This window comes from Tildeniella sp., from assembly GCF_059505325.1.
This window is the reverse complement of sequence record NZ_JCACKI010000019.1, coordinates 25,819-50,691: the sequence shown is the minus strand read 5'-3', so window position 1 is coordinate 50,691 and position 24,873 is coordinate 25,819. Positions and strand designations below refer to the sequence as shown.

Genomic DNA, 24,873 nt, shown 5'->3' with positions numbered 1-24,873 from the left:
GACCGCTGACCGCTGACCGCTGACCGCTAACTGCTGACCGCCGACTTCCGCCCTTTGCCTTTTACCTTGTATCTTGTCAGGATGAACTCATGTCAGCTTAGATCGATCGGAGGATTGCATGAGCCATTCACGTGAGACACGTCTGCACGATCGAGTCCTCAAAGTCATGCTGATTGAGGATGATCCAGTGTTTCGCCTGGGTTTGGTTGCGTGCCTGGAACCGCTTGCCGACTTGCAGGTTGTCGTGCAGGCTGATGCGACTGATAAAGCGCTACAACTGCTGTGGGAACTGTGCGCCTCAAGGGACACGATCGCCAATCAACCAAACGCCAATCAACCAAACGCCAATCAACCAAACGCCAAGGGCAATGAGAGGGCGGCACGATCGCTTGATTTAATCATTCTCAACCTGGATCTGGGTCAAGCGTCTAGTCAAGGGGTTGGGTTAGCGCTCTGCCAGCAGTTAAGAACACAATTTCCCCAATTTCCCCTGCTGCTGTTGGGGTCTACGTTAGAATTAACGCGACTAGCAGCGGCGTTTCAGTTGGGTGCAGGTGGCTACTGTCTAAAAGGAACGGGCGTGACGGAACTGGTGACGGCGATGCGCCAGGTTGCCTCTGGGCAGCCGTATTGGGCAGAAGGCATTCAGGCAATGAGTCAACTAACCCGACGATCGACTGCTGACGCTACCTCAGTGAGAATCTTGCCAAATGAAACAGTTTTGACACGATCCAACCAACGCTGGCTGACATGGCGACGGAAACTACGGCGGTCTGGAGTGGGGCAAATTGAGCAGGCGATCGCTGAATTAGAGATTGAACTGCAAGCCGATCGGTCAGTCCTCGATCGGTTAATTTTGGCAGGACAACGCCGCGAACTCTATACAGCTCGTTGGCTGGTCAATCGCTTGCTACCCGCTTCAGATGTGCTAGAGCAAATTGAAACAAGACAGACACTGAATGTTGATCGTCAAGCAACGCCGTCGCTTGCGGCTGAAGCAGCTTCAGAGGCAACCTCAAACAAGAGTCCATCTGCGTTAACAGAGACGATCGCGGACAGCATTCAATCGCCACAATCGGCGCTTTTTCAGATAACGTTCACTAAACTGCAAGGGAATCTGCAAAACCTCACCGCAACTGCACTCGAAATCGACATCTTAAAGGATGCAAAAAAGCGAGAACTGCTGCATATTGTGCTGCGAAACCTGCAAGACATTTTGGCTGCGTTGCGATCGCACCTGTTACCCGATCAGTTTGAAACGAAACGTAGCGCGATTTTACACGATCTATGGCAGGCAAGCGTCACAGATTTTTTTGGTAAATACTATACAGTGCAGGTTGATACGCAGCCGATCGAGGTTGTCGCTGTTTTGCTGCAAGATGTAGCGATTGTCGAGGCAGAAATGCTTGCTAAAATTCCGTTGTTTCCAGAATTTTTGTCTCATTTGCTTTTTCAAACACCATTAACGATTGAAGAGGCTACCTATGCAGTTGGCACCGTGGAAGCTAGAACACGAATAGAATTGCTGCTACAAAATGTGATGATTCAGATAGCGAATGCAGTCATGCAGCCCCTACTCAATCGGTTTGGTAGCGTCACTGCTATCAAACAAACGTTTTACGATAAACGGTTGCTTTCCAACCGTGAAATTGAGCGTTTTCGCAACGATTTGTCCTGGAAATATCGCACTCAGCGCGTGTTTGCAGAACCCACCGCCATTTTTGAAAGCCACTATAGTTTGCTGACTCTCACGGAAAATGGCATCAGCAAAACAACTATTTATGCGCCTCGCAACGATGAGCTAACTGAACTATCTGGGCTGCCGTTTCTGGTGACATTGATACTCGAAGCGCGCGATGCGATCGTCCCTCGTGTCCGCACCGCCGTTTCGTTCTTGGGCAGGGGCATTGTTTACGTGCTAACAGAAATCATTGGTCGCGGTATTGGTCTCATTGGTCGCGGCGTTATCAAAGGGGTTGGCAATGCCTTACAGGATACGAAACCGAAGCGAAGCGAACGCTGGCGTTAGTTGAGTACCCTAAGAGGACGTTTTAAAAGTCCAGATGCTTGTAGCTCTGGCGACTGAAGTCGCGGCTACACGCACAAAACCTGCCTACGCAGGTTCCAAAACCCTCGTGCTGAGGTAGTCCGCGCAGGCGGACTTTGTTGATGTAGTCGCGGTTTTAACCGCCAGACACTTTTCAAACAGCCTCTAAGAGGATAGTTTAAAGCTATGGCGCGGAAGGCTTGTGAAGCAATAGCAACAGAGCTTAAGTTAATCGCTCCAGTCAAGCAATCCACCTATCTGAGGGCAATGAGTAGTAGTCGATCACTTTAACTTGATACCGCTCAACTTTATGAATGTCTAGCGTTTAGATTCACTTCTAGCAACGATCGAGTAGCTGACCGCTGACCGCTATCCCAAAGTAAGCAGCTATTGTCTAATCAACCCCTACTCTGCGCCTTCGATCGGTGCAAAACCCTGACGCTGGATGTTTTCGGTGACAACACGGGGTTCCAGAAATTGCAGCAGGTAATCGGGTCCGCCTGCTTTGGAGCCAACACCGGAGAGCTTAAAGCCACCAAAGGGTTGACGCGCCACGATCGCCCCCGTAATGCCCCGATTGATATATAAATTGCCCACTTCAAAATCGCTACGTGCCTGCTCAATGTGTGACGGGGTGCGGGAGTAGAGTCCGCCAGTCAACGCGAATTGAGTACCGTTAGCAAGCTCTAGTGCCTCAGTAAAGGTTTTTGCCCGCATGACTGCCAGCACAGGACCAAAAATTTCTTCACGGGCGATCGTGGCGGTGGGTGGCACATCATGAAAGATCACGGGACCCACGAAGTAGCCGCCGCCCGGTGAAGGCATTTCTAAGGCGAGTTCACACTCCTGTCGTCCTTTTTCGATGTACTCCAGAATGCGATCGCGGGCAGCGGCATCAATGACGGGACCGACACGAGTGCTGGGGTGATCGGCGCGTCCCAGGTTGAGCGATCGGGTTGCTTCGACTAACCGCTGCAAGAACAGGTCGTAGATTGGCTCCAGCACGATCGCCCGTGAACAGGCAGAACATTTCTGACCGCTGTAACCAAAGGCAGACTGCACTACACCCTGTACTGCCTGATCCAAGTCGGCGCTTTCATCCACGATGATGGCGTTTTTGCCACCCATTTCTGCGACGACGCGCTTCAGATGCTTCTGTCCGGGTTGCAGGATTGCCGCATCGGCATAAATGCGACAGCCCACTTCCTGAGAACCTGTGAACGTAATCATATTGGTGTGTGGATGCTTAACCAGATGTGCTCCCACTGTGGAACCCTTACCGGGAACGTACTGGAACACGCCCTTCGGAATGCCCGCTTCAACCAAAATTTCGGTCAGCTTGGCGATGATTACGCTCGACGTTTCAGCAGGTTTCAGCAACACACAGTTACCCGCCACCAGTGCCGCAACCGTCATTCCGGTTGGGATCGCCAGCGGAAAGTTCCAGGGTGAAATGACGACGACAATGCCCAACGGTTGATAGTGGTAGCGATTGGTTTCACCCGGAAAATCGTAGGCAACACCTGCATCGAGCCGCTCCATTTCATCGGCATAGTAGCGGCAGAAATCGATCGCCTCTGACACTTCACCATTCGCCTCATTCAACGGCTTGCCTGTCTCAAACACCATCCAGGCAGCGAGTTCATCACGGCGCTGCGTTATCAGGTCGGCAGCGGTATACAAAATGGCGGCTCGTTTCGTTGGGGGCGTACGCTTCCAATCCAGAAAGGCGGTTTTGGCAGACTCCATCGCACGATCGGCTTGCTCAACGCTAATCTGCCCAACCTGTCCCACCGTTTCGCTAAAGTTCGACGGGTTCAGCGAATTAATGTGTACCTCAGTCGCCACATACTCACCATCAATCAGCGGTTGATAGGTTTTGCCAAGCTGTTGCCGTACAGTTTCGATCGCTTCTAAGGCACGATCGCGCTGTTCAACATTGGCATAGTCAGAGTCCGGAGCATTTTGAAAGGGGTGTGGGGTGTGGGGTGTGGGGTGTGGAGTCGCTTGATTCTGTCTTCTGCCTTCTGCCTCCTGCCCTCTGCCTTCTCCCTCCTGACTCCCTGGAACTGCTAACAATTCTTCGATCGGTCGCTCTTCCAGATTTTGGCGTAAAAACGAGCTATTAGCAGTATTCTCCAGCAGGCGACGAATGAGGTAAGACATACCCGGAATGAGTTCACCATAGGGACAGTAGACTCGCACACGGTAGCCTTTATCGACGATCGCTTTTGCCAGCTTATCCGCCATGCCATACAGCACCTGGAGTTCAAAGCGACGGGGCGGAATTTGGAGCGTTTCAGCGATCGCGATCGCGTATGCCTGAGAGCGAACGTTGTGGCTACCGATCGCGCCGTAGAGATGCTCGTGGTTCTCTAGCAACAGGCGCGTCATCGTTTCAAAGTTCGCGTCAGTCGAAGCTTTATCGTTGAAAACAGGCTGCTGCCAATCTTTTTGCGCGGCTTTGATCGTTTCTTGATCCCAGTAGGCACCTTTCACTAGACGGGCGGTGAGAGGCGTACCGCGCTGTTTTGCCCAAGCGATCAATTCGGTCAAGTCGCGCTCGCTGTCGCGCAGATATGCCTGTAGCGTTACACCCACATCGGTACGGGTACGAAACTCGTCTTCTAGCAGCAGATCTTTCAAGATCGCCAGCGTTGAGTCTTTGTAGGTGTATTGCTCCATATCAAAGTGGACAGCCGCACCAAGTTCTTTCGCCCGACGCAGCAGCAGTCGGATGGAGTGGCTGACTCGATCGCGACTGCCCTCAACGTCCAAGGGATCAAATTGAGAATAGAAGGCAGTGAGTTTGACAGAAACTTGCGCTTTGGACAATGCTTCACCGTCTGCCTGATCAATCTGTGGCACCTTTGACCAGTTTTTGGCAGCAGTGGTGAGTTGCGCCATCAATTCCAGGTAGCGATCGAAATACGATTGCGCTTCAGCCTCGGTGATGACTGCTTCGCCCAACAGGTCAACGGTGAAGGTCATTTTGTCCTTGCGCAGACGCTCGATCGTCTTCAGCACTTGCTGAATGGTTTCACCTGCAATGTACTTATGTGCCAGCGTTTCAACAGCAGTAGAAATAGTCGTTGCCGCCAACTGTCCGGGTACAGAATCGGGGTTGGCGAAATTGAGCATTCCTTTCAAAGCACTGGGTAGCTCGACGGTCGCATCACCCAGATATTCCTGAAGATGACGGGCAATTTCGGGTTTGCTGCGGAGTGAGGGCAGGCAGTCGATGAAGCGAAACAACTGCACCCGCAAGCCTGGATTGCCCATCGTCCAGGCAAGTAGCTTGTCATCCCAGCGCATCTGGTCGCGCATTTGAGCAAAGAACGAGCGATTTTCGCGGGTAGCGCTGAGAAGCTGACGGGCGATCGCCTGAGTTTGGGCTTCGTAGAGATTGGCAGACACTTGTGCGACCACAGCCGTTGGCTCCTAGTTAAATGCAGGCGATCGTTCCGTGCGACCGAATGCTGCAAACGGTCTAGCGGCGAGAGGATTCAGCCTATAGAACTTGTCTATTCTAGCGTCGATCGCCCCTGCCCAAGCGGGATGGAGTCTGGATTGAACACTTAGAGCTTGCTAAACAATAACTGCACACTTTTGGATCAGCGATCAGCGATCAGCTATCAGTTTTTCGCTGACGGCTAACAGCTACAGACCATGCTGTTAGTTCTGTACAACTCCTTACTCACTGTTACTAACTGTCACAACACCGTGAACAGCGCGTTAACGTGATGGGTCTGTAAAAATTGAGTGGCTTCTGTGGCTGGCAGTGGGCGGCTGAACAGGTAGCCCTGCATCTCCTCACAGTGACGCGATCGCAAGTAGTCCATCTGTACCTGTGTTTCAACGCCTTCAGCAACGACGTTCAGGTTGAGTCCGCGTCCCAGGGCAATGACTGCGTTGACGATCGCAGCATCATGCGGGTCGATCGTCAATTCGCTGATGAACGATTGGTCAATCTTAATCGTGTTTAATGGAAAATGCTTTAGGTAGCCCAACGACGAGTAGCCCGTGCCAAAGTCATCCAGAGAAATATGGACACCCAGCGCCTGCAACTCTTTGAGCAGTGACGTGGTGGACAGCACATTTTGCATTGCTACGGTTTCGGTAATCTCCAGCTCCAGGTAGTAAGGATCGAGTTGAGTTTCTGCCAGCAACTGGGCAACCGTTGTAACCAGACGAGACTGCTGAAACTGCCGCGCTGAAAGGTTTACTCCAATCCGCAGTGGTGGTAATCCGGCATTCTGCCACGCTTTGTTTTGAGCACAGGCAGTGCGTAATACCCATTCGCCAATGGACACAATCAGACCGTTTTCTTCTGCCAGAGGAATGAAGATAGACGGTGCGATCGCCCCCAGTATAGGGTGCTGCCAGCGGATCAGTGCCTCCATCGCCGTCACGCGCCCACTGTTAAGGTTAATCTGCGGCTGGTAGTACAGCACAAACTCATTGCGCTCCAGCGCCTGGTGCAGGCTACTCTCAAGCGCTAGCAATGCCGATGCGTGTGAGTTGATAGCGGGGGTGTAAAGTTGATAACCGTTACGTCCTTCCTCTTTAACGCGGTACAGAGCCGCATCAGCATTTTTGAGCAAGGTCTGGGCATCGTCGCCATCGTGGGGATAAAGGGCAATGCCAATGCTGCTGCTGATATAGAGTTCGTGTGTTTCGAGATAGAAAGCGGGCTTTAGCGCTTCGCCAAGGCGTTGAGCCGCTTTAGCCGCATCTTCAGCATTGCTGATTTGAGGCAACAAGAGGGTAAATTCGTCTCCACCCCAACGGGCGATCGTGTCGCCTTCTCGCAGACACTCGGCTAAGCGTGTGGCAACGGCTTGCAGAAGTTGATCGCCGATCGCGTGCCCCAAGGTGTCGTTAATAGTTTTGAAGCGATCGAGATCGAGAAACATCACAGCCAACATCGTTTCGTTGCGATGCGCGTTTGCCAGTGCCAGGGGTAGGCGATCGTTAAACAACATCCGATTGGGTAAGCCTGTCAACAGGTCATGAAATGCCTGATAACGAATGGTGGCTTCTGCCTGCTGGCGTTTGAGCGCTCCGCCAACGCTGGCAGCCATCGCTACTAGAATGGACTCTTCATTACCAGACCAGCGGCGTTGTGTTTTACAGTCATCGAAACCAATAAAGCCCCAAAACTGACTATCGACCAGAATCGGCACCAGCAGCACCGAAAGAATGTGATCGAGTTGCAGCGCCTGCTGTTTGGGTGCGTCAAAGTCATCCACGATCCCACCCACTGACTGCCCACTCGATAAGGCATCGTACCAGCCATCTAGCGCAGGCGTAGTATAGGGTTGGTTCTGCCAATACGGTTGCTGAAGGGTAGTTGAAATCGACTCGCGCACCCATTCGTAGCGGATGCTCGTAACACTCTCGCCTGTTTCGGGGTGAGGGTGGTTCTCGTAAATATAGACGCGATCGACTCCAGCAGCCTGTCCTAATGTTTCCAGAACTTTGGCGATCGCCGCTTCATAGTTAGTATCGGTCAACAAATAGGTCATAGCAGTGGCAACGCCTTGCAGCAGGTTATCGCGTTGCAGCAGCTCGGCTTCTGCCTGCTTGCGTGACGTGATATCTTCGACGGTGCCTTCATAACCCAATAAGCAGCCATGAGAATCACGCATGGCGCGGGCGTGTTCAGAAATCCAGATGATGCTTCCATCTTTGCGGTAGACTTGCGACTCAAAGTCTAAAACGGCATCCTGCGCCTGTAGCAGCCGACTGAACTCATCCCGTCGCTGCGGGTCAACGTAAAGCTGATGTCGAATATCGATCAGGCTGGTCGTTAATTCTTGCGGAGAGTCGTAGCCGTAGATCTTTGCCAGCATGGGGTTCGCGGTCAGGTAGCGACCGTCTGGCGTAGTTTGAAAAATGCCCTCAACGGCGTTTTCAAAAATACTGCGATATTTTTCCTCCGCTTGTTTGAGTGCGATCTCTGCCTGTTTGCGATCGGCTTCACTCCGCTTGCGATCGCTCACATCCCGACAAACGCAGAGCAAGCTGTCATCGTTTAACAGTGTAACTGAGACTTCTTCGGCAAAATTGCTGCCGTCACGCCGTTTGGCTATGACCTCTCCCTGCCAGCGTCCCTGCTGCTGCAAGGCTGGAAACACTTCACGCTCGTAACGCTGTGCTTCATCAGGAGCATAGAGGATGCGCCAGTTTTTGCCAGTTAAGGCAGCCTGGTCGTAGCCGAAGCACTGCGCGTGTGCCGGGTTCAGGTAGACAAATTCGCCGCTGGCGTTAATGACCGCAATGCCTTCGGTGCAAGCTTCGATCGCGGCAAGCTGAAGGTGAATCACTTCTTCTGCCTGACGGCGATCGGTAATATCCTCAATGGTGCCCAGGACACCGATCACTGTACCGTCAGCATCGTGAATCGGCAGGATGTTTGCTTGCGTCCAGTTTTGACCTTCCTTGGCGAGCGTATTTGCTTCAATGAGTCCCAGGAGTGGCTGCTCAGAGGCAATGACTTGACGATCTTGCTGCTGAAAGTGTGCGGCGATGGGGCGCTTGTAGGGCAGTTCGTAGTCAGTTTTGCCCAGCACACTGGCAACCGTATCAAGCTTAAGATTCTGAGCAAACTGTTTGTTGCAGCCCAGATACACTGAGTTCGTGTCTTTCCAGAAGATGGCGAGGGGAAGGTTATCGAGCAACAGTCTCAGGAAGCCTTCTTTTTCGCGCAGAGACTTTTCGGCTTGCTTTAGTTCTGTAATGTCGGTAATAAAGCCTTCAATGCCAAGTACGGCACCGTTTGAGTCGTAGAGTCCATGTCCTTTCTCCCATAGCCATTTTTCCGGTCCGGCTTTGGTGTAGATACGGTACTCAACGACATACGGCTCTTGACGGGCGATCGCCTGCTCAATGCTGCTGAGAAGAGAGGGTAAATCGTCGGGATGGCAAATATCGTTGTAGGAACGCTGTCGTTGGCTGCCAGCAAGCTCTTCATTGCGATAGCCAGTGATAGCCAAACAGCCTTCGCTGAGGTAGAGCATGGTCCATTCTGGGTCGCTACCGCCCATGAACACAATCCCTGGTAGTGAGTTAATCAACCGACGTAGCCGCTGCTGGTTCTGCTCCACCGTTACTTCGGCTTGCTTATGCTGAATGACGGTGCCTAGCTGTGTCGACACATTGCAGACAATTTGTACGTACGCTTCATCTTCAAAACGTGGTGTTGCCAGGAAAAAGACAATCGTCGCCAGAACCTCACCCTTTGCCAAGATGGGCACTGCCAGCGCCGCTTTCAATTGAGCCGCTTGAGCAAGGCGTGCCCTTAAAAAATCGCGGTCAGACGATCGGCTAATATCAGGAATCCATTCTGGTTGTTTGGTGAGCCACACGCGTCCCGGCAACCCCTCACCGCAGGCAAACACTACGTTTTCGCTGGCGGCTCTGAAGGCTTGCAGTTCATCTTTACTGTCATACCAGGCGCGACTGTATTCCAGCTGAGTCTTGGCAGTGTTGGGCACCCAGGCTTCAGCAAACACCCAGTTTAGGCTCTGGCAAACCTGCTGCAACGCCAAGCTTAACGCACGATCAAACGTTTGCGATCCCACGATCGCATCGGTAATCTCTTGCAAAAGGCACACTTCTGCTTGCGATCGCTCACATGCCGCTGCGCTTTGCTCTAAATCGGCGATGTTAAACGTAGTGCTACCTGGTTCAGTCTTTGACATCAGCAGTGTAAAAGCTCGGCTTCAGCGATGGTACTGACTACAGCAGCATGAGCGGTAGACAAATGATGCACTACGTTAACCTGGCTATCAGTGATATATATCACCTTGCCTAGCGTGAATATACGGATCTAAGTTAACCAAACTCAATCTCAGCATGTCAGGTTCTTTGCTTGACTCAGCTAGAGCGAGGTGCCGCTTCAGCGATCGGACATACAGTTGGAAACAACGACTGACATAGCTGATTTAGCTGAAAACGCACCCTGCTACTGATAAAACTGGACATCTTTCCGTAGGCAAAAGGAAAAGCGTGGGAAGTCTCTTTATTTGTTCTAGTGTAAGCCTTAACCTTACTTTGCAGCGAGGTCTAGTTTTAGTCGCTAACAACATACACAAAGGAGCGACATCAAGCCTCTGTGCAGCTTTAAGCGACAAAAGGGGCAAACAGTCGTTTACTTCTGGCGGCAGTGAGATGGGCTGCGACAGCGTTGTTCTCTCTAGAGTCCCCAGTTTTAGCCGCCAACGAACTCAAAGAGCACGATCGGCGATCGCATGCATGACCACTGCATTGACTGCTACTGTAACCGACGTTCCAATCTTGTCTGTTGTCTGTAGTACTCCTGCGAGGCGGCATCGTACTGTAGGATGTCTAGGCGAAACGTGGCACACGCAACCCGCGCTGGTCTTAACCGTCTCAACCAACCCGAAAGGAGGAGTTAGCATGTACATTGAGGAAATTATTGCAAGCGAAGTGCTGGACTCACGCGGCAATCCTACGGTCGAAGCACGCGTGGTGCTGGAGGATGGCACAGAGGGATCGGCGATCGTCCCTTCAGGTGCATCAACGGGTGAGAAAGAAGCGGTCGAACTGCGCGATGGTGACCCGAAACGCTACGGCGGGAAGGGCGTGCTCCAGGCGGTTGAGAACGCGAATCACAAACTTGCGCCTGAACTGGTTGGCATGGTCGTCACTGATCAACGGGCGATCGACCTTGCCATGATTGAGCTAGATGGCACACCCAACAAAGCGGCAATGGGCGCAAATGCCATCCTTGCGATCTCGCTAGCGGTTGCCAGGGCTGCTGCAAACTACCAACAGTTGCCGCTCTACCGTTACCTGGGCGGCATCAATGCGTCGCTGCTGCCTGTTCCCTGCATGAACGTCATTAACGGTGGCGGTCACGCCGATAACACAGTGGACTTTCAGGAGTTTATGATTGCGCCTCACAACGCGCCTTCGTTTACCGAAGCGATTCGCATGGGCATGGAAACATTCCACGCACTTAAGTCGATCCTCAACAAAAAAGGTTTGAGTACAGGTGTGGGCGATGAAGGTGGTTTTGCTCCTAACCTCCAATCCAACGTAGAAGCGGTAGAAGTCATTTTAGAAGCGATCGAGAAGGCAGGCTACAAGCCCGGTGATGACATTTCTATCTGTCTTGATCCTGCGACGAGCGAAATGTGGAAAGACGGCAAGTACGTCTTCTTCAAATCCGATCAATCCACCAAAACGTCTGAAGAAATGGTGGACTTGTGGGCATCCTGGGCACGGCAGTACCCGATCGTCTCCCTCGAAGACGGCATGGGCGAAAACGACTGGCAAGGCTGGAAGCTGTTAACAGACACGATCGGCGATACTGTTGAACTCGTCGGCGATGACCTGTTTTGCACCAACACCAAAATTCTTGCTGAAGGCATTGAGGCGGGTGTGGCTAACTCGGTGCTGATTAAAGTGAATCAGATTGGTACGCTGACTGAAACCCTGGACACGATCGAACTGGCGGGCAAAAACAACTACAAGTACTTCGTGTCCCATCGCTCCGGTGAGTCAGAAGATACGACGATCGCAGATCTGGCGGTTGCCACCAGCGCTGGTCAAATCAAAACAGGCTCTGGCTGCCGGGGCGAACGGGTTGCCAAATTTAACCAACTGCTCCGCATTGAACGCCAGTTGGGTAAGTCGGCACGGTTCGCAGGTAAAGCGGCGTTTAAGTAAAGTACGGTGTTTCGGATCGGTTGTCTTTGCAGAGACGTGAGGAAACTGCGGGAAAAACAAACGGCGTTGCTGAGTGCAAGGCAGTCAACTCAACATGCAAAACGTTTCTCCTTCACGGTACTTTTATGACACTGTTGAGTTGAGCAGGTTAGAATCCTGACGAAATCGATCGCAAAGCTCATGAAATTTTTCTTCCGCACAGTCGCGGCTGTCAGCGTCGCCGTTTTGTTGAGCGGAAAGTCTTCTGCCTTATCAGCAGCGGCGTTTCGGTCACAAACGCATCTCGATCGTTTGCAAATGCAGACTGACGTATCGTTGTCTCAGCAGGTGATTTCAGTTTTACCTCAAGAGACTCGACGCATCAGTCAAGTGGACAGCAAACCTGATCTTTTGCTTCTATCTAAAGTCATCACAGGGTTTCTCAAGAGTGACGACTATCAAACGCAGTCCACGATGAATGTGAATGCCGTCATTGGTAATACAACCGTCACGTCCGATGCTCAAATACAGACAACCGCTCAATTTCCCAATAAATTTCGGACAGAGGTTTTATTCGCTAAACCAGGAACAAAGACGCAAATTAAAACGCTGATTGTTTCTGATGGCAAGCTGGTGTGGGTGTACCGCGCCGATTTAAAGCAGTATGCCATTTTCAATTATGAGAAATTTGACCAGTTAGAGGATAGCTACTGGATTGGTTTTGCCACAACGATGTTTGCCCAAACGCCGCTAGAGGTAAAAACCGCCGTAGCGAAAGGTGCCTTGTCTGATACGAATCTATTGCAGGAAATTGGCTTAGCGCTGAGCGACTTAAAGGGAGGTACTCGCACCGTTGATAGCCAAACGTTCTACGCCTATGAATACAACGCCGCGAAACAAGGCTTTCTCATGAGTGCCTTTATAGAACCTGATTCTGCTGTACTCAAGCAGTTGCGGATTGTTGGAAAGTATCTAGACTCCGATATTTCAATGGTCGAACGCATTCTGAGCCGCGTTGCGATCGCGCCTGTCAGCACTAACACATTTACCTTTACACCACCAAAGGGCACAAAGAAAGTAAAGGCTTTGGTGCTAGGACCGTTGTAGAAAGAAGGCAGGAGGCAGAAAGCAGAAAAAGCTAATAGCTGATAGCTGATAGCTGATAGCTGATAGCTGACCGCTATCTAAAGGTTGTCGATCGCGACAGGTTCCACATCATCCGCCATCGCAAACCCAAACACTCTGGAGTAAAAGTAGAATTCTCCATCCAATGTGCGTTTGATGTTTTCGGCTTTGCGAAAACCGTGCTGTTCGCCTGCAAAAAGCACATAGGCAACGGGGAGCTTTTTGGCACGAAGGGCATTGACCATCATTTCTGCTTGATTGGGCGGCACAATTTTGTCTTCGTCGCCCTGAAAGAAAATGACGGGACAGGCTAGGCGATCGGTCGCATAAATGGGCGATCGCTCTTGATACAGCGCTTCGGCTTCAGGATAAGGACCAATCAAACCGTCCAGATAACGGGACTCAAATTTGTGGGTGTCTTGTGCCAGCGCTGCCAGATCGCTTACGCCGTAGAAACTTGCCCCTGCTTTGAAGACTTTGCGAAAGGTCAGCGCTGCCAGGGTTGTGTAGCCGCCTGCACTACCACCGTCGATGACAAGGCGATCGCCATCCACCGCCCCAGACTTTGCCAAATAACTGGCACCATTGGCGCAATCATCGACATCCACAATGCCCCACTGCCCTTTCAGGCGTTCACGGTAGGCGCGTCCGTAACCTGTACTACCGCCATAGTTAACATCTAAAACGGCAAAGCCACGACTCGTCCAGTACTGAATTTTGAGGTTGAAAACGGTTGAAGTCGAGCCAGTCGGACCACCATGACTTTTGACTAACAGGGGCGGGCGTTCATTACTTGAAGCGGCGTAGTCTTGATTTTTAGGTGGATAGAAAAAGCCATACGCCGTCAAGCCGTTTTCAGTTGGGAAGGCGATCGACTGTGGCACCGACAGATAGCCAGGATCGATCGTCAACGTGCTGGAGCGTTGCAAGACCTCAAGCGTCTGCGTTGTCAGGTCTAGCTGCACGATTGCCCCTGGTTCTGTTGCCGAACCTGCATTAAACAACACGCGTTCGGGTGCAACGTGAATGCCGCCAATTTCGGTATAGGGCGTTTCGATTAACTCCAGTTGCTTGGTTTGCGTATCGAGACGGGCGAGGTAAGAAAGCCCTTCTTTGCTGTAAGTGCAAATCAGATGCTGCGCCGATTCAAACCCATAGTTTGAAATGCCAAAGACCCAATGCGGCGAGCCAAATTCGGCTGCCATCGGGCAAAGCGGCTCAATGTCTCCTTGCCAGCGGTAAAGATTCCACCAGCCAGAGCGATCGCTCACAAAGTACAGCACCCCATCCGGCGACCACTGCGGTTCCAATACCGACTCGTTAATGCCGCCTGCAATCTTCTGTGGTGCTTCTAGCACATTAGCTGCGACCGTTGCGATCCATAGCTCGGTGCCATCCCACGGCATATTCGGATGATTCCAGCTTAGCCACGCCAGTTGGGAACCGTCTGGACTGAGGCGCGGTGACGAGTAGAAGTCACTGCCAGAAACGAGTACTTGCTGTTCAGTGCTGCCATCAAGACTGATGCTAGCGATCGTATTCACCGCTTCGCCATCGCCACTATGGTCTTCCCGCACGCAGATTAACCGCTGCCGTTGTACGTCAACCACACCGTCGGCGTAGCGCAAAGCGGCTTCGGGTGTAATTGCCACTGGCTCTGCATCAGCATCCTGGCGATAGAGCCGTTGATCTGCAAAATGAGAAAAGTAGACAGTGCCTTGATGCACCAGGTAAGAGCCACCACCGTACTCATGCACCCGCGTCCTGACGTTGAACGGTTTGGGCGTGATGTCTGTCATTTTGCCATCAGGAGTTCGACGTACAAGCACATTACGACCCGCTTCGGTTGGGCGCAGTTCAGTCCAGTACACAGACTCGCCATCCAGCCGAACGCCACCCAGCCCGATCGTGCCAGCCACAATCAAATCAGAAGAGATGGGAGATTTCCAGGAGCCGTAAGATGCAGTGAGAGATTCAACCATGAGTTTGGAGTAATTTTGAGTTAGTTTAGCTTTCAGTTATCAGCTTTCAGCCATCAGCTTTCAGCTTTCAGCCATCAGCTTTCAGCCATCAGCTTTCAGCCATCAGCTTTCAGCCATCAGCTTTCAGCCATCAGCTCTCAGCCATCAGCTTTCAGCCATCAGCCTTGCTTTTTGTAAGATCATGAACAATGGCACTAAAAATGTCATCGATCGCCTGCTTTGCAACATGAAACTCAGGCACGTTCCACGATGGCGGCGTTGCTTTCTCTAGCTCAGCAGCGTTGAGATACACATGATAACGAACTTCAATCTGAAGCGCTTCAACACCTGGCATCTGACCATAGTGACCCGTAATGTAGCCACCATTAAAAACTTTGTTTCTCACAACTTGATAATTTTTGCGGCGGAACTGGGTTTCTACAGAGGCAATTAAGCGTTCCGAGCATGTTTTACCGTTGCGATCGCCCAAACAAACCGCTTCAGTAATGGGACCAAAAAAGCTGTGTAAATCCAAAAGATACACCTTACCGAAAACAGCAACCTGTTTTTTGAGAAGTTCGGTTAGCTTTTGATGATAGGGAACGTAGAAGTTTTCAACGCGTTCTTGTAACTGTTCTAAGCTTGGAGCCGTTGCGTAAATCGGTTTTCCAAAGGCAGTTTGTGCTGGTATGACCGATGCCCAAAAACTACCAAAAATGGGTTCTTGTAATTGCCGATTAAGGTCAACAACATAGCGACTGTGGGTTGCCTGCAATACTGTAATGCCCAAGGCAGGCAGCGATCGATATAGTTGATCAAGATGCCAATCGGTGTTAGGTAATGATTCCAATTGCGCGGGTAGAAACTGTGCCGCGATCGCATCAGGAACCAACAGACCGCTATGGGGAAGATTGGCGACGATCGGCACTGTCTGCCCTTGCGGTGTATGCAAAAGAAATGGTTCCATCGGTTACGCAATCTACTCTAATGTCTAGCGTAACGCACTCGCTTCTCCATGTTCATCACTGAGCATTGGTGAGCTATTCTACGATCGTGGTTGCTTTTTGTTTGCGAAAAACAGCCGTTTTCTTTAAGAAATTTAACTGCCCTGGCTCAGTTTGAAGGGCAGATTTAAACAACTTCAGCGCCGTTAAGCGAACGGTTAGTTTACGCTTTAAATGATAACGGACTGAGTGCGTTATTGATGGGCAGCGATTGTGGGAGCGATCGCAGACCACAACTTTAGGTGTAATTTTGTAGTATTTGCATTTCGGCGATCAATCTGATTGGTGCAGCCTTCTTTAAATAGCCATTATAAACGGTCGATAACATCATGCATACTGCTATAGCCTCTGCTCTGACCCAAACAAGCGTTTGCTTACTGGCACCGCTGTCCGGCTATCTCCTTGCGATCGATCGCGTCCCTGATCCTGTATTTGCCCAAAAAATAGTAGGCGATGGCATTGCCATTGACCCCACCAGTCAAAGCCTTCAGGCACCGTGCGATGGAGAAATCATTCAGCTCCATCCCTCGCACCATGCGGTCTCAATAAGAACCGCCGAAGGCTTAGAAATTCTCATGCACATTGGGCTGGATACGGTTGAGTTGCGGGGCAACGGATTCACACCGCAGGTCAAAGTGGGCGATCGGGTAAAAGCGGGTGATGTGCTGATTGATTTTGATGCCGATTACATTGCGCTGCACGCGAAAAGTTTGCTGACGGAAATTGTGATTACGAATGTCGATCGCGTTGGCAGCCTGTCTTGCCGCTCTGGGTCAGTCGCTGTGGGAAAAGATACAGTCTTGGAAGTCACCCTCGCTGAAGGGGTGGACGCTGCGGTCGCAACCCCAGTCGGTGAGCAAGTGACATCAGAGCCGATCGTCATCCCCAACCCAGTGGGACTGCACGCTCGACCCGCTGCCGTTTTAGCGAATCTTGCCAAAAACTATCAAGCCAAGATTCAATTGCATCGCGGCAAGGACAGTGCTAATGTCCGCAGCGTGATTGCGCTCATGAGTCTGCAAGTAGGACACGACAAGACAGTGACGCTAACCGCGAGCTGATGCCAACGCTGCCGTTTTAGCGTTGACGGACGCGATCGTCGGTGGCTTAGGAGAGGATGTCTCGGTTCCCGCTGCCGTATCTGAGAAGCGGGAGCAATCGCAGCAACGTCTGCCGCCACCTCCTCGCTCTACCGACGCGAACCTACTGTTGGGTGTTTCGGCTTCTCCCGGTCTCGCTGTTGGTCAAACCTATCGCGTGCGCGAACAGGCGTTGGAGCTTGTGGAAACGGCTCAGAATCCGGCTGAGGAGAAACAGCAGCTTGATGGCGCGATCGCCCAGGCATCGCTAGAGATAGACGCAGTACGAGCCAAAGTCGAACGTCAGGGCAAGCCAGACAAAGCCGCTATCTTTGCGGCTCACCGTGAACTATTGGCAGCTCCAGAATGACTGGATGTCGCACACAGCAACATTGATCAGGGTAAGAGCGCAGCCTACGCCTGGAAGCAAGCGTTTACTTTGCAAGCAGAACAGCTTGCCCAGTTGCCAAATGAACTGTTTGCCCAGCGTGCCAATGACCTGCGTGATGTCGGACAGCGCGTGCTGCGTCTGCTTATAGGAGCCAGCACCGTTACAGCAACCTATCCACCCAATACGATTCTGCTGGCGGAGGACTTTATGCCCTCGGATATGACAACCCTCGATCGAGAGACTGTTAAAGGCTTCTGTACACTGGCAGGCGGCGCGACTTCTCATGTGGCGATTCTGGCGCGATCGATGGGCATACCCGCGATCGTTGGCGCAGAAGCCCACCTTTTAGACTTGCCAGACGGAACAGCGGTCATCCTCGACGGCAGCAAGGGCACCTTACGCCTCAATGCCTCACCTAACGAACTGGCACAGGTACAGCAACGCATCACACGACAACAGACAAAGCAAACGACTGATCGCCAGTGGGCAACGCTACCTTCCGTGACGATCGATGGCTACCGGATTGAAGTCGTCGCTAATATTGGCAGCCTTCACGATGCCAAAGAGTCTGTCGAACTCGGTGGCGAAGGGGTAGGACTGCTACGCACCGAAGTGATATGACGAAGGTAAACAAAGCAAAACTCAAAGCTCTCGGCGCTTCGGGCGTGCTGGAAATTGGTGACAGCGCTCAGGCGATTTTTGGGACGCGATCGGAAAACCTGAAAACTGACATGATTGAATATCTCAAGACCGCTGGGGCAGACGCTGATCCAGTGGATGATCTGCCTGATGAACCAGTAGTGACCGAGATGAAACCGTTAGAAGAGCAGCCTGCAATGATTCCACCCGATCCAAATGCTGCCAATAAAGCTCAAGCCATTGTGAACGGTCTGGGTGGTCAAACCAACATTCGACAGGTTGAGTCAGTTGCACTCACACGGCTCTGCGTTGAGGTGATCGATCGTGCAGCCGTAAACGAACAAGCGCTGCAAGCCGCTGGCGTAGAGGGCATTTTGAGCTTGCCGGAGGGCAAGATGCATCTACTCGTCGGGTTAAATGCCGCCCAGTATGCCGCCGCAATGGATAGTGTCCAGGATCTAACGATAGGGACGTAGAGTTTCTGTTGGTCTAGATCGATTGGTCTATGAAAGTCGGGATGCTTATCCTGGTATGAATGTCATTGCCACACCGTTCATGCAATAGCGTTTGCCAGTCGGCTTCGGACCATCATCAAACACATGCCCTAGATGCCCACCACAGCGATGGCAGTGCACTTCCACACGAGTCATAAAGAGTGACGTGTCGGTTGTGGTATCTACAGCCCCTTCAATAGGAGCGTAAAAGCTGGGCCAGCCCGTACCGCTATCAAACTTAGTCGCTGATGTGAACAGCGGCAGAGCACAGGCAGCGCAGGCAAACGTACCCTCACCATGCTGCTGGTTGAGCGCACTGGTGCCAGGGAGTTCTGTTCCCTCTTGACGCAACACCTTAAATTGCTCTGGTGTCAGGATTTTGCGCCACTCTTGTTCCGTCTTCGTAATCTCAAAGCTGCTTGTCTTTTGCGAGTTTGTGGTTGCCATTTCTGCTCGTGTCCCAGGAACATGGCGTGATAACCAGGCTGTGCCAAGCATAGCTGTGCCAGCCCATAAAAAATAGCGCTTCTTCATGTTTCAGTTTCGTTGCTACGTTGCTCGTTAATCCGACCTGTAAATCATTGCTAAGGCTAGACCACTATCATGCACAACGCATCTGAATTAAGCATGAAGAATACCTTAGAAAGCGCTAAGCAACCTCTAAGGTCAAGACCATTTTGCTGGTGTAAGCTACTCTTGGTAGATGGAACAGCAGTAGAGAACAAAGATGGGCACGGTCAGGGTCTTTAAGAGCGCTCAATTTTTGCAGCCGACGGATGAGGAGCCGATACGATCGGTCGTCACAGAATCTAAAGCTGCCGTTGTAGTTGCCTGGTATGTCAAACCAGGTCAGACAATTCCTGCACACTGTCATCCTAACGGACAGGACACCTGGACTATTTTAGCTGGGAGCGGAGACTATTACCTGGATCAAGCGGGTATAACCACGCCGATCGCAGCCGGAGATATTGTCATTGCACCGATCGGCTCTGTACATGGGGTTGTCAATCCTGGTGATGAACCACTGATTTTCATCTCTGTGGTAACGCCAGCCGATGCAGGGTATCAACTGGTGGCGTTAGACGAGTCGTTGATCCTCCCTTCCTAATCGCAACCAAATGTTACCGCTGGTGAAGATGGCGATCGTCAGCTAAGATGGAACGCATGAACTAATCTGAAGTGGTCGTCATGAATATCTTTCGGCGCGTATGGGACTCATTTGGGTTTGAGGATCGCTACGACGAGAACGAGTATGACTATGAGTACGAGGAAGAAGACGGCTCTGCCTATTATGCCTCTGACACGATCGACCCCGCGCAACAGCAACTGACTCCGCCCAGTAATGTCGTAGGGATGCCAAACCGTAAAATGGCGCATACAGAAATGTACCTGATGGAGCCGCGCTCATTTGAGGAAATGCCCCAGGCGGTAACGGCATTACGCGAACGGCGATCGATCATCCTGAACCTGAGCTTAATGGATGCCGATGCCGCACAGCGCTGCGTCGATTTTGTTGCGGGTGCAGCGTTCGCCATTGATGGACACCAAGAGCGCATCGGTGAGCATATTTTCCTGTTCACGCCGAGCTTTGTGCAAATCAGCAGCTATCCGACCGGAATGCAGCCAGCACCACAGCGGATACCAATGCCACCAACTCAGATCACTCCGCCTGCTCCTGCCTGGGGCAATACAACCCAGATGAGCCATTAGAATCCGTTTAGCATCACGCAAAGCCAAAGCCAGCGTGTAAGACAGCAGCGTATTCAAATGCTCTCACATAGCCACCTAACTCTCGTAATCTACCATTGGTAGGCATGTACTGAAGAGGTTGCGATCGCCACTGTACTGAGGTTTTTTGTACTCAATGCTGAAGACTGCATTCCAATAACGCTGTTTTCGTTTGTACCTAACGTCTAAGCTAACCGGACAACGGTAACTTCTGCAAATTCAACAATTTGCGGCTAGGTCCGGTTCAGCGCAGTTGTTAGGTGACTGGCAGTAATGGGACTTTTTCAAGTAGACTCTCTGGAACACTGTATGTACTTTCCAAAAGGAATGGGTCATGCGAAAATAATTCTGCCCAGTCTAAAATCAACTCAGGCGTTATTAAGCGATTTACCTCTTCTCGCAACGCCACAGTCTTCTCTTGAGGAAGGAAATATATATTGTCGTTGTGCTCTTCCATTGGCGGGTATTTTGCATCTACCGAACCAGCGATAGAACCAAGCATTCTTGAGCCTTGCCAAATAACTTGAGGAATGGCTCTATCCACATCAGAAGGAACAATTATAGATTTGCATAATAAATCGCTAGCGCCCAATAACCAAACTGACAGTGCACCTCTCCAATATGGATCATAAATTGAAATACAAGAATGTATCCATGTATAAATTTCTTTTGGCTCCAGATATTTTAAGCAGAAGAACATCATGGATGAGAGGTTGCAATTTGCTTTTCTTGCATTCCAATCCATTCGTAAAGTGTCATTTTTGTTTCTCCAGATTTGAAAGTTAAATTTGGGGTATGAACTTTTCGTAAGTTCATCTTGATAATCAATCCATAAATCAGAAACCATAAGACTGACAGATAACGAGCAAATAACATCCTCCCGAAACTCAGGATATTCTTCTGGAATTCCTTTCCAATAAATACACATAAACGCTGCTGCAATATCTTGAATCAGCAGCGTTTCGTCATAACTTACCAACTCATGGCAGCGAGCAATTGAATACGGCAGCAGATACTTAAACCATTGATCCCACTCATCTCTATGACCAAAACAACAAGTTCCAGAAGATATTTCAGTCAGTGCTTTCGACAAAATCTTGACTGGGACTTGTTCAATAGGTTGCTCCATCAGCTCATGGAACATACGTCTTTTTTCGCTCATAAACCATGCTTCACCCATTGGTTCCAAAGGTTTGTGGAAATGCGCTTGCATTCTGCCAAGGGAATCTAACGCAATCTCTTGCTTCGGTATCCATCGGTATTCAGGTTTACTAGCCATGTCTGGTAGTTATTTCAAAGCAATTACCTTACAAAACTCTAACGAAAAACTCTTACGCATTGCTCAACTCAGTAGATGAAGCCACCTAACTACTGATTATACGGAAAGTTTCCGTATATCTCCCTGATTTGGGCGGATACCCTGAAACTTTCCGTGTATTTTCCCTCACTTTCCATTAGATATTTTGATTACATAAGATTAGAACCATTATTTTGCTGAAGAATCATAAAATTCTATGGATGAGCGTCCCAAAATACTATTGGAGGTTGTGCGGGACACAATTCGGCCCAAACATTACTCGTGTCAAATTGAAAAAGTTATGTTCAGTGGATTAAGCGATACGTTGCTTTTCATCACAAGCGGCAGCCACGGAAAATGGGGCTACCAGAAATCGAAGCATTCTTGACGCGTTAGATGAATACGCAGGATCGGGCAGTGCATGATGGCGCACTAGCTCAGACTGCTTGCTTTTCAACGGCGACTTAGCTTTCGTAAGCAGTCATGGGTGGGCAGGTGCAGACAAGGTTGCGATCGCCATACGCCTGATCAATCCGTCCCACAGCCGCCCAGAACTTGTTGTTGCGTGTCCATGCGGTTGGATAGGCAGCTTGCTGACGCGAGTAAGGATGATCCCAATGGTCGGACATCAGTGCCGCAGCAGTGTGAGGGGCGTGCTTGAGAAGATTGTTTTGGCGATCGACTGTACCATCCTCAATTGCCTGAATTTCAGCGCGAATCGCAATCATGGCATCACAGAAGCGATCGAGTTCCTGCTTCGACTCACTCTCTGTGGGTTCTACCATGATGGTACCTGCAACGGGCCACGACACCGTAGGCGGATGGAAGCCATAGTCGATGAGCCGCTTGGCGATGTCATCCACTTCAATCTCAGCGGTTTTTTTGAACTGACGTAAGTCCAAAATGCACTCATGAGCGACCAAGCCATGCTTGCCCTTGTAAAGTACTGGATAATGACCTTCCAGCCGTTTGGCAATGTAGTTTGCGCTGAGAATTGCCACCTGCGTCGCTTTAGTCAGCCCGTCTACACCCATCAGCGCAATGTAAACCCAGGAAATTGGTAGAATGCTGGGGCTACCCCATGGCGCGGCTGAGACGGCACCAATACCCTGTTTGCCACCGACGGGCACGATCGGGTGTTGAGGCAAAAAGGGGACAAGATGCGCTGCTACGCCGATCGGACCCATACCCGGACCGCCGCCGCCATGTGGAATACAGAAAGTCTTGTGCAGATTCAAGTGGCAGACATCCGCACCAAAGTCACCGGGGCGGCACAAGCCTACTTGCGCGTTTAAGTTAGCACCGTCCATGTAAACCTGTCCACCGTGAGCATGAATCGTCTCGCAAATGTCTTGAATCGCCTCTTCAAAGACACCGTGCGTGGAGGGGTATGTCACCATCAGCGCGGCTAGATGCTCTCGATGCTGCTCTGCTTTTGCTTTGAGATCAGCAACATCAATATTCCCGTCGCGATCGCAGGCAATGGGCACTACGTTCATCCCTGCCATGACCGCGCTGGCAGGATTGGTGCCATGAGCCGATTGAGGAATCAGGCACAGATTGCGGTGCCCTTCGCCACGCTGCTCGTGATACTGATGAATGACCAATAGTCCGGTATATTCACCTTGTGAGCCTGCATTTGGTTGGAGCGATACGCCAGCGAACCCCGTAATTTCTGCCAACCAGTGCTCTAGCTGCCGAAAGAGCGTCTGGTAACCGTGTGTCTGGTCAAGTGGTGCGAAGGGATGAATCTGCCCGAACTCTGCCCAGGTAACGGGTAGCATTTCGGCAGTCGCGTTGAGCTTCATCGTGCAAGAGCCAAGGGGAATCATCGCCGTTGTGAGCGATAGATCTTTGGACTCCAGACGATGCAGGTAGCGCAGTAGCTCTGTTTCTGAGTGGTAGACATTGAAGACGGGATGCGTCAGGTAAGGCGTAGAGCGGAGCAACGATGACGGGATGAGGTGAGGCGGCGCGGCGGTGAGCAAATCTTCGGGGGTGAAGTGAGTAATTTCTGCACCCGCAAAGACCTGGAAGAGAGCAAGCAGGTCATCTGAAGAAACGGTTTCGTCTAGAGCGATCGTGAACGTCTGGGCATTGAGCTGCCGCAGATTAATTTGGTGGGAATGTGCCCGCCGAGTGATTTCGGCTACTTTATCGTCAGGGACGGTAACGCGCAAGGTATCAAAGAACGGCTCTGCACTGGGGGCATACCCTAGCCGTCGCAAGCCTTCTGCCAGGATGACTGTGAGACGATGGACACGATCGCCAATCTGCCTTAATCCAACGGGACCGTGGTATACCGCATACATACCAGCCACGATCGCCAGCAGCACCTGTGCCGTACAAATATTGCTGGTCGCTTTGTCTCGCCGAATATGCTGTTCGCGGGTTTGCAGGGCAAGGCGCAAGGCAGGCGCTCCATGCACATCTTTGGACACCCCTACCAGGCGACCCGGCAGTTGTCGCTTGAAGGCATCCTTGGTGGCAAAGTAAGCGGCATGGGGTCCGCCATAGCCCAGCGGCACACCAAACCGTTGGGTATTACCGATCGCAATGTCTGCTCCAAATTCGCCCGGTGGCACTAGCAGCGTCAGGCTCAACAAATCGGCGGCAACAGTAACTAAGGCTCCAGCAGCATGAGCGCGATCGCAGAAATCCCGATAGTCATAAATCGCCCCATCGGTGGCTGGGTATTGCAGCAGCACGCCAAAGACAGGTTGATCAAACTGGAAGGTGTGGTGATCGCCCACAATTACTTCAATGCCCAAAGGTTTAGCGCGAGTTTGCACTACCGCGATCGTCTGCGGATGGCACGCTTCAGACACCCAAAACGCGGTTGCTTTCGTCTTGCTCACGCCATAGCTCATCGTCATGGCTTCTGCCGCTGCCGTTGCTTCATCCAGCAGAGACGCATTTGCAATTTCCAGCCCCGTCAGATCTGTCACCATTGTCTGAAAGTTGAGCAGCGCTTCCAATCGTCCCTGCGCGATTTCGGGCTGATAGGGTGTGTACTGCGTATACCAACCGGGATTCTCTAGAACGTTGCGCTGGATCACAGGTGGCGTAATGCAGTTGGCGTAACCCATGCCAATGAAAGAGCGAAACACGTGGTTTTCTTGCGCAATTTCTCTCAGCTCTGCCAGCAGCTCATACTCTGCTTTGCCCGATTCGAGCCGCAGTGGTTTTCGTAGTCGAATGGCGCGCGGAATGGTTGCGTCAATCAAGGCTTCCAGGCTGTCGAACCCGATCGCCGCCAGCATTTGGTCAATGTCAGGCTCACGTGGACCAATGTGGCGATCGACAAAAACATCGGTGTACTCTAGCGGGTTAGAGGTTGAGACGCTGGGCGGAGAAACGGTAGCCCCGTTCACCTTCGGCTCGGTTCTCTTGGTCTCACTGAAGCTGGATTGAGAAGGCTCTAGCATGG

General features: G+C 51.3%; 17 protein-coding genes. 10 read left to right on the top strand and 7 right to left on the bottom strand.

Features of this window, described 5'->3' with window-relative positions; all coding sequences use genetic code 11:
- Positions 1-118: 118 nt before the first annotated feature.
- On the top strand, positions 119-2,029 hold the full coding sequence (locus AC5JO6_RS08190; RefSeq protein WP_496080567.1) for a DUF3685 domain-containing protein: 1,911 nt from the start codon (positions 119-121) through the stop codon (positions 2,027-2,029).
- Positions 2,030-2,452: 423 nt separating this feature from the next.
- Here the strand turns inward: AC5JO6_RS08190 and pruA are convergent, their stop codons facing one another.
- Together pruA and AC5JO6_RS08180 are read right to left on the bottom strand one after the other, a co-directional pair.
- Positions 2,453-5,476, bottom strand: coding sequence for an L-glutamate gamma-semialdehyde dehydrogenase (gene pruA / locus AC5JO6_RS08185; protein ID WP_496080566.1), 3,024 nt, complete (start codon positions 5,474-5,476; stop codon positions 2,453-2,455).
- 284 nt (positions 5,477-5,760) lie between these two features.
- Positions 5,761-9,753 carry an EAL domain-containing protein gene (locus tag AC5JO6_RS08180; protein ID WP_496080565.1) on the bottom strand — a complete coding sequence of 1,331 codons (3,993 nt, stop codon included), beginning with the start codon at positions 9,751-9,753 and terminating at the stop codon, positions 5,761-5,763.
- Positions 9,754-10,471: 718 nt separating this feature from the next.
- Here AC5JO6_RS08180 and eno point away from each other — a divergent pair.
- Together eno and AC5JO6_RS08170 are read left to right on the top strand one after the other, a co-directional pair.
- Complete coding sequence (gene eno, locus AC5JO6_RS08175) at positions 10,472-11,746, top strand: phosphopyruvate hydratase (protein ID WP_496080564.1); 1,275 nt, start codon at positions 10,472-10,474, stop codon at positions 11,744-11,746.
- 180 nt (positions 11,747-11,926) lie between these two features.
- Positions 11,927-12,832 (top strand): LolA family protein, encoded by a 906-nt coding sequence (locus AC5JO6_RS08170; RefSeq protein WP_496080563.1) that lies wholly within the window; start codon positions 11,927-11,929, stop codon positions 12,830-12,832.
- 77 nt (positions 12,833-12,909) lie between these two features.
- On the opposite strand, the gene AC5JO6_RS08165 is transcribed toward AC5JO6_RS08170, so the two are convergent.
- Both AC5JO6_RS08165 and AC5JO6_RS08160 read right to left on the bottom strand, forming a co-directional pair.
- Positions 12,910-14,832 carry a S9 family peptidase gene (locus AC5JO6_RS08165; RefSeq protein WP_496080562.1) on the bottom strand — a complete coding sequence of 641 codons (1,923 nt, stop codon included), beginning with the start codon at positions 14,830-14,832 and terminating at the stop codon, positions 12,910-12,912.
- 151 nt (positions 14,833-14,983) lie between these two features.
- Positions 14,984-15,778, bottom strand: coding sequence for an N-formylglutamate amidohydrolase (locus AC5JO6_RS08160; RefSeq protein ID WP_496080561.1), 795 nt, complete (start codon positions 15,776-15,778; stop codon positions 14,984-14,986).
- Positions 15,779-16,144: 366 nt separating this feature from the next.
- On the opposite strand from AC5JO6_RS08160, the gene AC5JO6_RS08155 reads away from it, so the two are divergent.
- From AC5JO6_RS08155 to AC5JO6_RS08140, 4 genes are all read left to right on the top strand, one after another.
- A complete protein-coding gene (locus tag AC5JO6_RS08155) occupies positions 16,145-16,876 on the top strand; it encodes a glucose PTS transporter subunit IIA (protein WP_496080560.1) in 732 nt (243 codons plus the stop codon).
- 22 nt (positions 16,877-16,898) lie between these two features.
- Entirely contained in the window at positions 16,899-17,264 is a 366-nt protein-coding gene (locus tag AC5JO6_RS08150) for a phosphoenolpyruvate-utilizing N-terminal domain-containing protein (RefSeq protein WP_496080559.1), read from the top strand.
- A 69-nt stretch (positions 17,265-17,333) separates the two neighbouring features.
- The gene (locus AC5JO6_RS08145) at positions 17,334-17,906 is read left to right on the top strand and encodes a PEP-utilizing enzyme (protein ID WP_496080558.1); all 573 of its coding nucleotides are present in this window, start codon (positions 17,334-17,336) and stop codon (positions 17,904-17,906) included.
- Positions 17,903-18,400 (top strand): PTS sugar transporter subunit IIB, encoded by a 498-nt coding sequence (locus AC5JO6_RS08140; protein WP_496080557.1) that lies wholly within the window; start codon positions 17,903-17,905, stop codon positions 18,398-18,400. The genes AC5JO6_RS08145 and AC5JO6_RS08140 overlap by 4 nt, the downstream gene beginning before the upstream one ends.
- Positions 18,401-18,445: 45 nt before the next feature.
- Here AC5JO6_RS08140 and msrB read toward each other — a convergent pair whose 3' ends face one another.
- Complete coding sequence (gene msrB, locus AC5JO6_RS08135; RefSeq protein WP_496080556.1) at positions 18,446-18,952, bottom strand: peptide-methionine (R)-S-oxide reductase MsrB; 507 nt, start codon at positions 18,950-18,952, stop codon at positions 18,446-18,448.
- A gap of 193 nt (positions 18,953-19,145) precedes the next feature.
- Between msrB and AC5JO6_RS08130 the strand changes: the two genes are divergently transcribed.
- Positions 19,146-19,526 carry a cupin domain-containing protein gene (locus AC5JO6_RS08130; RefSeq protein WP_496080555.1) on the top strand — a complete coding sequence of 127 codons (381 nt, stop codon included), beginning with the start codon at positions 19,146-19,148 and terminating at the stop codon, positions 19,524-19,526.
- A gap of 80 nt (positions 19,527-19,606) precedes the next feature.
- Complete coding sequence (locus AC5JO6_RS08125; protein ID WP_496080554.1) at positions 19,607-20,128, top strand: cell division protein SepF; 522 nt, start codon at positions 19,607-19,609, stop codon at positions 20,126-20,128.
- A gap of 274 nt (positions 20,129-20,402) precedes the next feature.
- Here AC5JO6_RS08125 and AC5JO6_RS08120 read toward each other — a convergent pair whose 3' ends face one another.
- Positions 20,403-21,425 carry a hypothetical protein gene (locus AC5JO6_RS08120; RefSeq protein WP_496080553.1) on the bottom strand — a complete coding sequence of 341 codons (1,023 nt, stop codon included), beginning with the start codon at positions 21,423-21,425 and terminating at the stop codon, positions 20,403-20,405.
- A 330-nt stretch (positions 21,426-21,755) separates the two neighbouring features.
- Between AC5JO6_RS08120 and AC5JO6_RS08115 the strand changes: the two genes are divergently transcribed.
- On the top strand, positions 21,756-21,839 hold the full coding sequence (locus tag AC5JO6_RS08115; protein WP_496080602.1) for a hypothetical protein: 84 nt from the start codon (positions 21,756-21,758) through the stop codon (positions 21,837-21,839).
- A 68-nt stretch (positions 21,840-21,907) separates the two neighbouring features.
- On the opposite strand, the gene gcvP is transcribed toward AC5JO6_RS08115, so the two are convergent.
- Entirely contained in the window at positions 21,908-24,871 is a 2,964-nt protein-coding gene (gcvP, locus tag AC5JO6_RS08110) for an aminomethyl-transferring glycine dehydrogenase (RefSeq protein WP_496080552.1), read from the bottom strand.
- Between the last annotated feature and the right edge of the window lie 2 nt (positions 24,872-24,873).